The sequence below is a fragment of the Methylophilus sp. VKM B-3414 genome (assembly GCF_032248435.1).
GTDB lineage: Bacteria > Pseudomonadota > Gammaproteobacteria > Burkholderiales > Methylophilaceae > Methylophilus > Methylophilus glucosoxydans.
Map to the genome: position 1 here is coordinate 58,044 of NZ_JAVTLI010000010.1, position 14,586 is coordinate 72,629.

Annotated in this window: 11 protein-coding genes and 3 tRNA genes; 4 read left to right on the plus strand and 10 right to left on the minus strand. The window is 50.0% G+C overall.

Features of this window, described 5'->3' with window-relative positions; genetic code table 11:
* Positions 1-248 precede the first annotated feature (248 nt).
* From Q9292_RS10155 to Q9292_RS10195, 9 genes are all read right to left on the minus strand, one after another.
* A tRNA-Asp gene (locus Q9292_RS10155) sits at positions 249-325 on the minus strand.
* A gap of 163 nt (positions 326-488) precedes the next feature.
* Positions 489-564 (minus strand) — tRNA-Val (locus Q9292_RS10160).
* A gap of 60 nt (positions 565-624) precedes the next feature.
* The gene (locus Q9292_RS10165; RefSeq protein WP_018985281.1) at positions 625-897 is read right to left on the minus strand and encodes an HU family DNA-binding protein; all 273 of its coding nucleotides are present in this window, start codon (positions 895-897) and stop codon (positions 625-627) included.
* Positions 898-1,017: 120 nt separating this feature from the next.
* Positions 1,018-3,450 (minus strand): endopeptidase La, encoded by a 2,433-nt coding sequence (gene lon, locus Q9292_RS10170; RefSeq protein ID WP_313987602.1) that lies wholly within the window; start codon positions 3,448-3,450, stop codon positions 1,018-1,020.
* A gap of 136 nt (positions 3,451-3,586) precedes the next feature.
* Complete coding sequence (clpX, locus tag Q9292_RS10175) at positions 3,587-4,876, minus strand: ATP-dependent Clp protease ATP-binding subunit ClpX (RefSeq protein WP_194747643.1); 1,290 nt, start codon at positions 4,874-4,876, stop codon at positions 3,587-3,589.
* Between the two features lie 27 nt (positions 4,877-4,903).
* A complete protein-coding gene (gene clpP, locus Q9292_RS10180; protein WP_275355305.1) occupies positions 4,904-5,551 on the minus strand; it encodes an ATP-dependent Clp endopeptidase proteolytic subunit ClpP in 648 nt (215 codons plus the stop codon).
* 3 nt (positions 5,552-5,554) lie between these two features.
* On the minus strand, positions 5,555-6,865 hold the full coding sequence (tig, locus tag Q9292_RS10185; RefSeq protein ID WP_313987607.1) for a trigger factor: 1,311 nt from the start codon (positions 6,863-6,865) through the stop codon (positions 5,555-5,557).
* A 335-nt stretch (positions 6,866-7,200) separates the two neighbouring features.
* Entirely contained in the window at positions 7,201-7,575 is a 375-nt protein-coding gene (locus Q9292_RS10190) for a RidA family protein (protein ID WP_275355309.1), read from the minus strand.
* 159 nt (positions 7,576-7,734) lie between these two features.
* Positions 7,735-7,819: transfer RNA gene (locus Q9292_RS10195), tRNA-Leu, on the minus strand.
* A gap of 145 nt (positions 7,820-7,964) precedes the next feature.
* Between Q9292_RS10195 and Q9292_RS10200 the strand changes: the two genes are divergently transcribed.
* The 4 genes from Q9292_RS10200 to Q9292_RS10215 are packed head-to-tail and all read left to right on the plus strand — an operon-like array spanning position 7,965 to position 13,891.
* A complete protein-coding gene (locus tag Q9292_RS10200; protein ID WP_194747649.1) occupies positions 7,965-8,201 on the plus strand; it encodes a hypothetical protein in 237 nt (78 codons plus the stop codon).
* A 42-nt stretch (positions 8,202-8,243) separates the two neighbouring features.
* The gene (locus tag Q9292_RS10205; RefSeq protein WP_313987611.1) at positions 8,244-9,662 is read left to right on the plus strand and encodes a TolC family protein; all 1,419 of its coding nucleotides are present in this window, start codon (positions 8,244-8,246) and stop codon (positions 9,660-9,662) included.
* The gene (locus Q9292_RS10210) at positions 9,659-10,723 is read left to right on the plus strand and encodes a hypothetical protein (protein WP_313987614.1); all 1,065 of its coding nucleotides are present in this window, start codon (positions 9,659-9,661) and stop codon (positions 10,721-10,723) included. The genes Q9292_RS10205 and Q9292_RS10210 overlap by 4 nt, the downstream gene beginning before the upstream one ends.
* 36 nt (positions 10,724-10,759) lie before the next feature.
* On the plus strand, positions 10,760-13,891 hold the full coding sequence (locus Q9292_RS10215; protein WP_313987616.1) for an efflux RND transporter permease subunit: 3,132 nt from the start codon (positions 10,760-10,762) through the stop codon (positions 13,889-13,891).
* 20 nt (positions 13,892-13,911) lie between these two features.
* Here Q9292_RS10215 and Q9292_RS10220 read toward each other — a convergent pair whose 3' ends face one another.
* A complete protein-coding gene (locus tag Q9292_RS10220) occupies positions 13,912-14,577 on the minus strand; it encodes a hypothetical protein (RefSeq protein ID WP_194747655.1) in 666 nt (221 codons plus the stop codon).
* Positions 14,578-14,586 lie beyond the last annotated feature (9 nt).

Genomic DNA, 14,586 nt, shown 5'->3' on the forward strand with positions numbered 1-14,586 from the left:
GACATAAGCGCGGCCAATTTGTGCAGGAAAAATAAACAGTAAGAATCACGCCAGTAGCCCACACTCAATCAAAGTGCTGCAAGCCAGATACGATAACGAGCGGTAAAGGCGTGTCACTGAGCACAGAGTCTGTACAAACTCAGCAGTAATAAAATTACTTGTACCAATGCTGGAATTTTTAGTGAGTAGATGAGGATTGATTTAGAGACTGAAAAAGAAAAAAGCCCTGAATAATCAGGGCTTTTATTTGGCGGAGCGGACGGGGCTCGAACCCGCGACCCCCGGCGTGACAGGCCGGTATTCTAACCAACTGAACTACCGCTCCCGGTAATCGTTAAGCTGAAATTATAACATTGTTTTTTATAAAATCAACTAATTTTTTTAATTACTTATTCGGTACTTAGCATTGCTAATTAAAGTAACTTCTTAAGTACCGTGTCACTCAAAAAATTAAGAGCGCAAACTTCGCACTCTTAATTTAAATTGTTTGGTGGGTGCTAACGGGGTCGAACCGCTGACATTCGCCTTGTAAGGGCGACGCTCTACCAACTGAGCTAAGCACCCGTAACAACCACTGGTGTTGCTACTGCAGTTAAGCAACAAACGCTGCTCAACCAAAGAATGCTAGTTTACAGCATCTTTAAGGCCTTTACCAGCCCTAAATTTAGGAGATTTAGCAGCTTTGATGTTAATTGTTGCGCCGGTACGAGGATTACGGCCAGAACGGGCAGAACGCTCACCTACATAGAATGTACCAAAACCAATCAAGGTCACCATATCACCTTTTTTCAATGCACCGGAAATAGCCTCAGTTGTTGCATCCAGAGCACGAGCCGCAGCGGCTTTAGAAATACCAGCAGCACTTGCAATATGATCTATCAATTCTGATTTATTCACGTGTTTCCCCTAATAACTAGTTAAAAAGACAGGTACATCCTGTACCGTCTTTATATCAAGCCGCAAAACGAGCTGTCAAGCGGTATTCCGGCCTTTTGACAATAATTCGCATCAATTTTACTAATGCGTGACAGCTTGCTCGGCATTCCCTTCGCCAGCGGCAACAATCTCGACTGCAGGCGCTTCCACAGCCAACGGTTGCGGTGCTCTTTCCAGCGCAAGATCCAGGACCTGATCTATCCACTTCACGCAATGAATGTCGAGATCCTTTTTGATGTTGGCAGGAATTTCAACCAGGTCTTTTTCATTGGCGGAAGGAATCAATACCGTTTTAATCCCCCCACGATGAGCGGCCAGCAATTTCTCTTTCAAGCCGCCTATCGCCAGCACTTCCCCACGTAAAGTGATCTCGCCTGTCATCGCCACGTCTGCACGGGCTGGAATGCCCGTGAGCACAGACACAAAGGCGGTGGTTAAGGCAATACCGGCACTTGGACCATCTTTAGGCGTCGCACCTTCTGGCAAGTGGATATGAATATCCTTCTTCTCGTAAAAGTCGGTCGGAATACCCAATCCTTCTGAACGGCTACGTACCACACTCATGGCCGCAGTGACAGACTCTTGCATCACATCGCCCAGCTTACCGGTGGTGATCGTTTTACCCTTACCAGGCAAAGTCACCGCCTCAATGGTCAGCAACTCACCGCCTACCGAGGTCCATGCCAAGCCTGTCACCTGCCCTACCTGATTATCTTTAGCGGCAACACCAAAGTCATAGCGCTTGACGCCCAGGTATTGCTCAATATTCTTGCTGGTGATGTTAATCTTTTTAACGGTTTTGGTTTTGCCTTTGGCCAGCAATTGCTCTTTGACTGCTTTACGGCAGACCTTGGCAATTTCCTGCTCCAGGCGACGCACCCCCGCTTCACGGGTGTAGTAACGCACGATATCGCGCAACACACTTTCCGCCACCGAAATATCGGTAGACTTCAAGCCATGGGCTTTAAGCTGCTTGGGTAACAAGTAGCGTTGCGCAATATTGATCTTCTCATCTTCGGTATACCCTGACAGACGAATAATTTCCATCCGGTCCAATAACGGCTCGGGGATATTCATACTGTTAGCCGTCGCGACAAACATGACGTCGCTCAGGTCATAATCAACCTCGACATAGTGGTCAGCAAAGGTATGGTTTTGTTCTGGATCCAACACCTCCAGCAAAGCTGAAGACGGATCACCGCGCATGTCCTGGCCCATTTTGTCGACTTCATCAAGCAGGAACAACGGGTTTTTCACCCCAACTTTAGTCATGCTTTGCAGCACTTTGCCTGGCATGGAGCCAATATAGGTACGGCGATGGCCGCGAATCTCCGCCTCATCACGCACACCGCCTAAAGCCATGCGCACAAACTTACGGTTGACCGCTTTGGCGATACTCTGTCCCAGCGAGGTTTTACCGACCCCTGGAGGGCCCACCAAGCACAAAATTGGGGCTTTGAGCTTGCCAACACGCTGCTGTACTGCCAGATATTCCACAATACGCTCTTTGACTTTATCAAGACCATAGTGATCCGCATCCAGAATCGCTTCTGCTGCCTGCAAGTCTTTGCTGATTTTGGTTTTCTTTTTCCATGGCAGATTTAACAGAGTATCAATGTAGTTACGTACCACAGAAGCCTCAGCTGACATCGGTGACATCAATTTCAGCTTCTTGAACTCGGCAGTGACTTTGGCTAATGCCTCTTTAGGCATGGCAGCGTTTTTAATGCGCTGGTCCAGCTCTTCCATCTCGGCATTTTCATCCTGCTCACCGAGCTCTTTCTGGATAGCTTTCACCTGCTCATTGAGGTAGTACTCGCGCTGACTTTTTTCCATCTGCCGTTTAACACGGCCACGGATGCGTTTTTCAACCTGCAGGATGTCGATTTCAGACTCCATCAGGTAGAGCAAATGCTCCAGACGCTCAATCACGCTGAGCATCTCAAGCACTTTCTGCTTTTCTTCCAGCTTGAGCGTCAAGTGAGCTGAAATGGTGTCAGCCAGACGACCAGGCTCGTTAATTGTTGCCAGCGAAGTCAGAATTTCGGGGGGAATCTTTTTATTCAGTTTAACGTATTGATCAAACTGGGTCATGACCGTACGCATCAAGGCTTCAGCCTCTTTGTCATCCTGATCTGTTTGCTCAACCTCTTCACCCAAAGCCATGAAGCACTCGTCAGTCTCCACAAAATGGGAAACGCGTACGCGATGCAAGCCTTCTACCAGAACTTTCACTGTACCATCCGGGAGCTTGAGCATTTGCAGTACGGTCGCCAGGGTACCGATTTCATACAAGTCTTCAGCCACAGGATCGTCTTTGTTGGCTGACTTTTGTGCAACCAGCAAAATCTTTTTATCGCCCTCTGAAGCGCGCTCCAACGCTTTGACCGATTTGGTCCGGCCAACAAACAATGGAATCACCAGGTGGGGATAGACGACGACATCGCGCAAAGGCAATAAAGGGATTAAAGCGTTTTCCGGTGTCTCGGAGTCAAGCAAAGTGTGTTCTGTCATAGCGTCTTTCAATAAGTGTCAAAGGAACAAGCCCTTTGCATATAGATGGGAACATTCTTTGAGAATTCAAGAGAGCAGGCATCTCATGCTATTAGATGCTATCTTGCAATAGCCGGACGGCTATTGCAAGCGGGATTTAATGTGCGTTTTCAACGCGTTTTTGTGCATCCTGATAAATCAGAATTGGTTCGGAGGTGTGTTCAATCACGCCAGCATCTACAATCACTTTAGACAAGTTTTTAAGAGATGGCAGCTCATACATCAGGTCTAGCAAAGCGTGCTCGAGAATCGAACGCAGGCCACGTGCACCGGTTTTACGTTCCAGCGCTTTTTTAGCAATCAGACGCAAGGCAGACTCTTCAAACTCCAGCTCAACGCCTTCCATTTTGAACAGCTTCATGTATTGCTTGGTTAGAGCGTTTTTGGGTTCCACCAGAATCGTCATCAGCGCAGCCTCATCAAGAGACTCAAGTGTCGCCACGACTGGCAGACGACCAATGAACTCAGGAATCAAACCAAACTTGATCAGATCTTCCGGCTCCACTTCACGCAAAACTTCGCCAACCGCGCGCACATCTTCTTTGCTCTTCACTTCGGCACCAAAACCAATACCGCCTTTTTCTGAACGGTGACGAATGACTTTTTCCAGCCCGTCAAAAGCGCCGCCGCAGATAAACAGAATGTTGGTGGTATCCAACTGCACAAACTCCTGGTTAGGATGCTTGCGTCCACCTTGTGGCGGCACCGAGGCAATCGTCCCTTCGATCAGTTTCAACAAGGCCTGTTGTACGCCTTCACCAGACACATCACGGGTGATTGACGGGTTATCAGATTTACGGGAAATCTTGTCGACTTCATCGATATAAACAATGCCGCGCTGTGCTTTTTCTACATCGTAATCACACTTTTGCAGCAGTTTCTGCATGATGTTTTCAACATCCTCACCCACATAACCGGCTTCGGTCAGTGTGGTCGCATCCGCCATCACAAAAGGCACATCCAGCAAACGTGCCAAGGTCTGCGCCAGCAATGTTTTGCCAGAGCCGGTTGGTCCAATCAGCAAAATGTTGCTTTTTTGTACCTCAACATCATCTTTGCCAGACTGGTTGCCGTCAGACAAAGGGTTATACCCCAGACGTTTGTAGTGGTTATACACCGCAACAGACAGATTTTTTTTCGCCTGTATCTGACCAATCACATACTGATCCAAAATAGAGCAGATTTCTTGTGGCGTCGGCAATTTCTTGTCTGCGGACTTAATTTCGTTAAGGCTCTGGATTTCTTCACGAATAATGTCATTGCATAAATCAACGCATTCATCACAAATAAACACAGAGGGGCCTGCAATCAGTTTTTTCACCTCATGCTGACTTTTGCCACAAAACGAGCAATATAACAGCTTCTCGCTGTCAGATTTGTTTGCCATGCTATTCCCCTGCTAGTTACGCGCTGATTAAGCAGCGCTACGTGCGGCAATCACCTGATCTACCAAACCATAAGCTTTGGCAGCGTCAGCACTCATAAAATTGTCACGATCGGTATCGTTGGCAATGGTTTCAATACTTTGGCCAGTGTGATGGGCCATGATGCCATTGAGTTTGTCCTTCAGGTACAAAATCTCTTTGGCATGGATCTCGATATCAGACGCCTGGCCCTGGAAGCCACCCAACGGCTGGTGAATCATCACGCGTGAGTTAGGCAGGCAGAAACGCTTGCCTTTCGCACCAGCGGTCAGCAGGAACGCGCCCATGCTGGCAGCTTGTCCGATACACAGCGTGCTGACATCGGGCTTGATGAACTGCATGGTGTCATAGATAGACATCCCCGCAGTGACCGAGCCACCGGGAGAGTTAATGTAGAGAGAAATGTCCTTGTCAGGATTCTCGGCCTCGAGGAACAGCAACTGCGCCACCACCAGATTGGCGGTCATGTCATTGACCGGCCCCACCAGAAAAATGACGCGCTCTTTAAGCAGCCTGGAATAGATGTCATATGAACGCTCTCCTCGGCCACTCTGCTCAATAACCATAGGGATATATCCCAGGCCTTGTGGCTCCATACGTTGTTGCATCATGCCTTCGTTCGCGTTCATATAATTCATGGTTTAAGCACCTGCCATCATCAATTCATCAAATTTAATTTTTTTGTTTGTTACTTTGGCTTTGTCCAACACCCAGGCAACAACATTTTCTTCGGTCGCCAAGGCCGCTGGCTCATCCAGACGTTTCACATCTGCATAATACCAGTTGACCAGCTCTTCAGGTTTCTCAAAGCTTTGCGCGAAAGTATCTACCATCGCACGTACCTGATCGGCATTGGCCTGCAAGTTGTTGGTGTTGACCAACTCAGTTAAAACCAAACGCAACTTGGCATTGCGCTGTGCCTGCGTTTCAAACACAGAAGGCTCCATTGGCACTTGTGCCGGATCCACGCCGCGCTGACGCAGGTTTTGTGCAGCAACCTGCATCAAACGATTAGTCTCGGCCGCAATCACTGCTTTAGGCAATTCAAAGCTGCTCTCATCGACCAAGGCCTGGAAGACAGACTCTTTAACCCGTGCCTTGATACGTTTATCCACTTCTTGCTCAAGGCTTTGCTTGATTTCAGCTTTCATGGTGTCGATGTTGCCATCTTCCACCCCGAGGCTTTTCGCAAACTCAGCATCCACTTCAGGGTAGACTGGCTGCGACACAGAAACAAACTTCACCGCATAAGACACAGTTTTACCTGCCAACTGCGCCGGATTGTGATCTTCCGGATAAGTGATCTCAAATGTTTTTTCGGTACCAGCTTTGCCACCGATCAACGCATCGTCAAATTCTTTCACACGGCCTGGTTCACCGATCACAAGATCAATACCACGGTCACCAGTAGTTTCAACCTGCTCACCATCAATAGAAGCGGTCAAAGTAATGTTAATGCGGTCACCCTTTTTCGACATGCGTTTGACCGGCTCATAGCTCACGCGCTGCTTCACCAACACATCCAATGTTTTTTCCACATCGGCATCGGTCAACTCCAACGCTGGACGCTCAATTTTGACTTTGCTCAGATCGCCCAGTTTCACTTCCGGGAAAATTTCGAAAGTAGCAATGTATTCAAATTCCTCTGCAGCATCCTTAAACGGAATATGTTCGATATTCGGGAAGCCTGCCACACGCAGCTGATTCTGCTCTACCGCTTCACCAAAGCTGGTTTCTACCGCTTTGGAGTAAACTTCATCGCGTACCTGATTGCCATAGTGCTGGTTGACCAAACCCATGGGCGCTTTGCCCGGACGGAAACCAGCAAACTTGGCGGTACGTGAAATTTGCTGTAAACGTTGTCTGATTTGCCCTTCCAGCGGTGCCAAAGGGACTTTGATTGTCATGCGACGTTCCAAGTTGCTGACTGTTTCAACAGATACTGCTGCCATGCTGAACTTCCTGTAAAAATCGTTATTTAACGATGGGTTATGTAAGTGAGCGCCATTGAATGCGCATTTAATAATGTTTTCACACAACCTGACCACACTCTAAAGGCAGAGGCCGGCGATCAAATGATGAAAAAAGAGCGTAAAAATATAACACAAGTCTGAATTGAAATAAACTTAAAGCCAGTTTAGCGCAACTGCGCACAACACATGGCTAAAGACACTGTACTTTTAAACGACAACCCCATCAAAATGCGAAATACTCACTACATGAATCGAAGATGGGGCTAAGCACTTTAATTGCAAGCCGCCAAGCTTAGCAATGTTTACTCGCCATCTTAAGCAAGCGCAACAATCGTCTCAATCTCAACCAGCACATCGCGCGGCAATTTGGCTACTTGTACCGTGGAGCGTGCCGGGGTATGCGTGCCGAACACCTCGGCGTACACCTGATTCATCGCCACAAAATCATCCAGATTCTTGAGAAACACGGTTGTTTTCACAACTTGCTGCAAACTGCCCCCTGCAGCCTCGATAATAGCCTGCAAATTGGATAGTACTTGACGCGTCTGGGTCTCAATATCGCCATCATTGAGCGTGCCATCCGGGCGCAAGGCGATTTGACCTGAGGTAAACAACATATTCCCGACGACAACACCTTGTGCGTAAGGCCCGATCGCGGCTGGTGCATTCGCTGTTTGTACAATATTCATTTTTCGTTCCTTTCAGAGCGTCACTCAAAGATGACTCGCTCAAATCACTCCAGATCATTTGCTTAGGCCGCTCTATCATGACCATTGAACGGCCGCCAAAAACAACAAAGGCCTCCGCAAAGGAAGCCTTTAATTTGTATCCTCCCCCATCGGGTGAGGTGGTGCGAAAGGAGAGACTCGAACTCTCACGCCGCGAGGCGCTGGAACCTAAATCCAGTGCGTCTACCAATTTCGCCACTTTCGCATACTGCCATCGTTCGCTGACAATTCGCTAGTATACCCTAATTGCATCAGCTTTCACAAACTTGCCGAGTTCAGATTGACAAGCCAGCCGTTCAACTGCAAGATGCCAGATTAATCATCATAAAAACGTTGTTATAGGACAGGATATGCATTCAGCCGAAGAAAACATGCTTAGAGCGGAACTTGAGCTCTTGATGCGAGAGCGTGAAATTTTGCTCAAAATCACCGGGGTGGCTGCCGGACTCATTGCAGAACTCAACACACCGGATTTGCCAATTCGCACGGTGGAAGCCGCTGATTTATTGGCCACGACCATTAATCAGCTGCCAGAAGACCTGTTACAAGACGCGCTGGACGCTGTTCACGCGACCATCGTCAACTAAGTTCTGGTGAAGTGCATGTCTGACATGCGGGCTTGAGATGTGATGCGTCTGCTAGCTTTTGCTTTTCCATGGTTACTGACTGCTTGCGGCACTGCTTTTCAGCCACACCCGATTCCCCAACAAGAAAACATTACCACCATTCATGAAGCGGCGCCGGATGAAGATGGCTTCAAGACCTTTGTTCTAAGCAATGCACCCCAGACCGCCTGGCCTATCCAGACCTGGGATTTGGATAGCCTGACCTTATCTGCGCTTTATTTTCATCCAGCCCTTAAAGTTGCAAAATCCGATTACGCGGTTGCGCTCGCCAGCATCACCAGTGCCGGACTCCGGCCGCAAGTCGGCTTGAACAGCCAGTTAGCGCATAGCAACCAGGCCAATGGCGACATCAGCCCCTGGGCTTATAGCCTGCAAGTGAGTATCCCGCTGATTACTGCTAACAAGCGACAAATCAGCATTGAAATCGCGCAATATCAGGCTGACATCGCCAAAATACAGATCGCGGAAACGGCGTGGATGCTCAGGCAGCAATTGAGCGTAGACTTGATTTTGCTAGCAGAGCAGCAAGCCATGCAGGCAAACTTGAGCAAATTGCAAACAGCACAGGATCAATTGCTGGATGCTTACCAGAAACGGCTGGATGTGGGAGTCGCAGGGCAATCTGACGTGCTGCCGATTCGTTTGCAGCGTGACCAGTCAGCCTGGCAGTTGCAGCAAACCAGTGTTCAAATCAAACAGACCGAGCAGAAAATCTTGCATGATGCCGGACTGACCACACAAAACAACCCGCTGTTTAAACTGGCGCCAGTCCAGCTTTCCCAAATTCTCAAGGAGCGCTTTGCGCATGCAGCGGTATATGCCGATGCGACCACCATACAACATTATGCGCTGACCAACCGCATGGACATTCAACGCGGCTTAGCACAATATGCCAAGGCTGAGTCGCAACTGAAACTGGAGATGGCCAAGCGCTACCCCAACCTCTCGCTCAGCCCCGGCATCATGTATGAATATGGCGATAAAATCTGGTCATTGGGATTGAGCACCATGCTGAACCTGCTCAACCGCAATTCGGATTTGTGGGCACAAGCCGAGCAAGTGAGACTGAATGAAGCTGCGCGATTTTATGCCTTACAGCATCAGGTGATTCAATCTTCAGAGCAGGTGCATGTCAAATACCGCGATAGCGCGCATTTGCTGGTCACATTGACACAAACCTATGAACAGCAAATGCAGAGAAAAGCCCAGCTTGCAAAACAGTGGCGGCAAGGGCTGATCGACAAAGTGGAATACTTGCAAGCCGAAATTCAATTTTACAATGCGCAGCAACGGCTCATTTTGCAGCAAGCCAATGTCATGCGGGCATTGCAAGAGATTGAGAACGTAATGCAAACACCCATCGCGCTGTCACAGCGCCCGGTGGTCACCCTAAAACAACAGCAAAAGGCAACAGCCAAATGAATAAAAAAGCGCTGTGGATTATTGTAGTTCAGGTTTTACTGATTGTGGTTCTGATATGGTGCGTTGCCATTGTCGGTCGCGACGAGTATGAATCCGTCCAGAATGACGGAGATGAAACCATTGAAGGCCCCTCAAGAGTAAGCGAGCAAAATGGGTTGCAAGTGGTCAAATTGAATGCAGCCACGCAAAAAAACAGTGGCATCCAGGTGCAGCCTCTGCAAGCCTATCAATATCATGGCAATATCAAGGTGCTGGGTTCGGTGATCTCGATCCAGACACTGGTGGACTACAACAGCCAGTATCAGCTACTCAAGTCGCAATTGGCACTGGCTGAAAACATGTTGCCTAACCATCAACTGCAATACCAGCGTTACAAGCAACTGAACGAAGATGACAAAAATATCTCTGACAAGGCACTACAAGAAGCGCAGTCAGTGATGATTAGCGACCAGACGCATATCAAAACCACGCAAGAGCAACTCAGGGCGCTCACAGACACCATCGTGGCACAATGGGGCAAACCGCTGGCTACCCTCATCACCCAGCAACCTTCGCAAGGCCCGCTCAATGACTTGATCAAGCAAAAAAAAGTACTGGTACAAGTCAGTTTTCCGTTGAATTATGAGGCACCAGCCACCGACTCCGTTGTTTATCTGACCCCAATTCAAGATGAAGTCACCCCCATCCGGGCAGAGTTTGTTTCGCAATCGATCCAAACTGATATCAGCAATATCGGAAAAACCTATTTTTACAGTGCGCCCGCCGATTATTTGCGGGTAGGCATGCGGGTCAATGTGGTTCCGGCCGAGGCCTCGTCAAAATCACTCAAGGGCGTACTGGTGCCTAACCAGGCGATTGCCTGGCACGGGGGTATCGCCTGGATTTACATCAAGACACAGCCAGATACGTTTTTGCGCAAACCGGTGGCCTCTGATATTGAACTCGAGCACGGCTGGTTCGACACCCATTTAACGCCCGGCACAGAAATCGTCACCCATGGTGCACAGTTGTTGTTGTCGGAAGAGTTCAAATTTCAGATCAAGAATGAAAATGAAGATTAATCTGCAACTGTTTGAAAAAAATAGAGATTTCAAACCATGATGGCAGCCCTAGTCAGATTTTCCATCCGCTTTTACGGTGTCATCATCGGCCTGGCCCTGCTGGTAGTACTGTATGGTGTTTATAGCCTGCAGCAGAGCGACCTGAATGTTTTTCCAGAGTTTGCGCCAACACAGGTGGTGATTCAAACCGAATCGCCGGGCTTGTCCGCCAGCCTGGTAGAAAAAATGGTGACACAACCGATTGAAAACGTGCTCTCCGGATCGATAGGCATCAAAAGCTTACGCTCGCAGTCGATTCCAGGCTTGTCCATCGTCACCGTTGTTTTCCAGGACAAGTCAGACATATACCGCAATCGGCAAATGGTTGCGGAACACCTGAACATGCTGGGCAATCTGCTACCTGCAGGCATTATTCCCAAAATGACTCCGCTGACCTCGTCCGCCAGTACCGTCCTCGGGCTGGGTATTACCTCGGAGACACTGTCGCTGATGGCGCTACGGACCCTGGTCGATTGGCAACTGACTCCGCATTTGATGAGCATTCCTGGCGTGGCTGACGTCAATGTCTATGGCGGACAAGTGCGTCAGTTTCAAATCAAGATTGATCCGCGCAAATTGATGCTATACCAGCTGAATGTGCAAGATGTCGTCAATGCGGCCTCCCGCGCAACTGGAGTCAGAGGGGCCGGGTTTATCCAAAATGACAATCAGCGCCTCATTCTGAATACGCAAGGGCAAACCACGACACCACAGCAACTCGCACACATCACCCTGCTCCGCAAACTTGGCCGGACCATTCGCATCAGCGATGTGGCCGAAGTCGCAGAAGGTGCGGCACCCTCCATTAGCAGTGCGGCGATCAATGGCAAGGTGGGCGTCTATCTGTCGGTGCAAGGGCAATTGGGGGCCAACGTATACGCCCTCACCAAACAGCTGGAGCAAAAACTGGCAGAGATACAGCCCAGCTTGCAACGCGCACAAGCAACCTTGCACACCGGCCTGTTCCGCCCGGCCAACTTTATTGAAACGGCGATTCACAGCCTGCGCTCCGATATCTTGATTGGTTCCATACTGGTCATCGCCGTCTTGTTTGTATTTTTGTTCAACGTGCGTACGGCCGTCATTTCTGCCACCGCCATTCCCTTGTCACTGCTAACCGCCATTGTGGTGCTCTACCAGTGTGGTGCAGGTCTGAATATCATGGTGCTGGGGGGGCTGGCGATTGCACTGGGCGAAGTGGTGGATGACGCCATTATTGATACGGAAAATATTTTCCGCCGCCTGCGCGAAAACCGCCAGCTTGCACAGCCACAACCTGTGACAACCGTGGTTTTTCAAGCTTCGATGGAGGTGCGCAGTTCGGTGGTCTACGCCACCATGATTGTCGCGCTGGTATTTTTACCGTTGCTGACCTTGACAGGGGTGGCAGGCAAATTGTTCGCGCCATTGGGCTACGCTTATATTTCTGCCATCTTAGCCTCATTATTCGTCGCCCTCACCCTTACCCCCGCACTCTGTTATCTGTTGCTGGCGAAAGCGCCTTTAGATGCGCAAGAATCACCTTTACTACACTGGCTCAAGCACCGTTATGTCGCCCTGCTCCACCGCATTGAACAGCATTATCAGCTCATTCTGCTGAGCAGCTTTGTGTGTATTGCTCTCGGTTTGGCCCTGCTGCCTTTATTCAGGAGCCAATTTATTCCCTCCCTGCATGAAGGGCACTACGTATTGCACATGACTACCGTGCCGGGGACCTCAGAGGTGCAGTCACTCAAGCTGGGCAATCAGGTCACCAAAACCCTGCTGGAAATCCCCGGAGTGAAAACGGTCGCCCAATGGGTAGGCCGGGCCCCGAATGCAGCAGATACGTTTGGCACGCACTACAGCGAGTTTGAGGTCGAAACTGGCACCTTGCCCGGCGCTGAGCAGGAGCGTATTTTTCATGCCATCCGAGAGGAGCTGGCTGGCGAATCCACGGACGAAGAGGATGACGGTAAAGTGGAAGTTGGATTTGTCGGCGCCAATTTTGCCATGAATACGTTTTTAACCGAGCGGATTGAAGAAACCATCTCGGGCTACGCCGCGGGCCTGGTGATTAATATATATGGGCAGGACCTGGATGCCCTGGACAGGGATGCGCAAAAAGTCGCCAGTGTACTGGCCGGGATACGCGGCATTCGTGATGTCATGGTGCAATCCCCGCCTGAAACGCCAGAGATTGTGATTCGGCTCAAACAGGAAAAACTGGCATTGTGGGGGTTGCAGCCCATGGACGTCCTGGAGACGGTTAAAGCCTGCTATGAAGGGGTGCCGGTCAACCAGGTTTACATTGGCAATCGCGCGGTCGGTGTCAGCGTGCTGCTCAATGATGCCGCACGCGACGATATCGCCGATATGCGCAACCTGCCCATTTTCAACCCCGAAGGCCAGATGCTCAAGCTGTCCGATGTCGCTTATGTTGCGCAAGAAGGTGGACGCTCAAAAATCCTGCATTCAGGCGCCAAACGCATCCAAACTGTCACCGCCAATATGGCCGGGCGTGACCAGGCATTATTGCTTAAACAGATACAAAGCGCTTTACATGAAAAGATGACACTCAATCCCGGCAATTATCTTGAATTTTCGGGTGAGGCTGAAGCTAACGCGCAATCGCGTCAGGACCTAATTGTTCATTCGCTGGTCGCTGGCATCGCCATTTTTCTCATGCTGTACATGGCGTTTGGCCGGCTGCGTAACCTGCTGCTAGCCTTTGCCAATCTGCCTTTTGCCTTGATTGGCGGCGTGGTGGTGACCTTTTTTAGTGGCGGCTGGATCTCGGTAGGCACATTGGTGGGGTTCGTCACCTTGTTTGGCATCACGTTACGCAACTCCATCATGATGGTATCGCACTTCCAGCATCTCGTGGATCATGAAGGCTGTGAATGGAATCTGGAAACCTGCATTCGTGGCGCCTCAGAACGGCTGCCTTCGGTGCTCATGACCGCATTGGTAACGGCGTTAGGCTTACTCCCGCTCGCCATTGGCAGCGGCGAACCCGGGCGGGAGATTGAAGGCCCGATGGCGACCATTATTGTCGGCGGGCTGGTGTCTTCAACAATTCTTAATTTGCTGATTCTGCCCACGATCATGCTGCATTTTGGCAAGTTTGAGCAGACAGCCCCTCAATAATGTGCCTGGCTAAACCTGCATTACGCAGTTGAAATACTCGTCACGCCACAACGATCAAAATGGCTGGCATCAAAGCCGTGCTCGCACAGCATGTATTGACTCTGATGCACCACCCGGGTTTTAAACCGCGCCAGCTTGAGGAGCGCGGTAACTCCGGTGTCTATCATGCCCATCTCCTGCAATTGCGGCAATGTCAGCGCCTGGTCTAGGCTCAGCAAGCGTTCATCAGACTTCACCAGCAACAACTGGCAAGCATCCAGTTGCAAAGCCAACCACGCGGCCAGGCTATCCGAGGTCACGTCCCAGCTGTGCGGCAGCGGATATTCCGTGGCAAATGCCTGGTTTAATGCCATTTCACTAGGCAACCAGACCAGGCCACGGTGTTGCCAGCCACGCTCGGCAATTTCAAAGGGATTACGCACCAGGGTTAGCGCGGGCATCATCGCTACCAGGCTACGTGCCATTTGATCCATGGCGTAAATTGCCAGCGCATGCGCCTGACTGTCATCGATATGTCCCTCAGGCATCGTCGCCCGCAAACGCTGGAACTCACGTACTGCATCAGCATACACACCGCCCCCGGGGACGATGATCACCTTACCATCCCCCCAGCGCACCACCAGCTTTAGCCATTGCATCAGGCTATCATAGTGGGTCACGCTACCCCCTAGCTTGATCACCCACATCGCATCTTC

Coding starts and splice junctions, on each gene's coding strand:
- Q9292_RS10220 (WP_194747655.1), bottom strand. CDS start 14,577: ATGTGGGTGATCAAGCTAGGGGGTAGCGTGACCCACTATGATAGCCTG.
- lon (WP_313987602.1), bottom strand. CDS start 3,450: ATGACAGAACACACTTTGCTTGACTCCGAGACACCGGAAAACGCTTTA.
- Q9292_RS10190 (WP_275355309.1), bottom strand. CDS start 7,575: ATGAATATTGTACAAACAGCGAATGCACCAGCCGCGATCGGGCCTTAC.
- Q9292_RS10215 (WP_313987616.1), top strand. CDS start 10,760: ATGATGGCAGCCCTAGTCAGATTTTCCATCCGCTTTTACGGTGTCATC.
- Q9292_RS10200 (WP_194747649.1), top strand. CDS start 7,965: ATGCATTCAGCCGAAGAAAACATGCTTAGAGCGGAACTTGAGCTCTTG.
- tig (WP_313987607.1), bottom strand. CDS start 6,865: ATGGCAGCAGTATCTGTTGAAACAGTCAGCAACTTGGAACGTCGCATG.
- clpP (WP_275355305.1), bottom strand. CDS start 5,551: ATGAATTATATGAACGCGAACGAAGGCATGATGCAACAACGTATGGAG.
- Q9292_RS10210 (WP_313987614.1), top strand. CDS start 9,659: ATGAATAAAAAAGCGCTGTGGATTATTGTAGTTCAGGTTTTACTGATT.
- Q9292_RS10205 (WP_313987611.1), top strand. CDS start 8,244: ATGCGTCTGCTAGCTTTTGCTTTTCCATGGTTACTGACTGCTTGCGGC.
- clpX (WP_194747643.1), bottom strand. CDS start 4,876: ATGGCAAACAAATCTGACAGCGAGAAGCTGTTATATTGCTCGTTTTGT.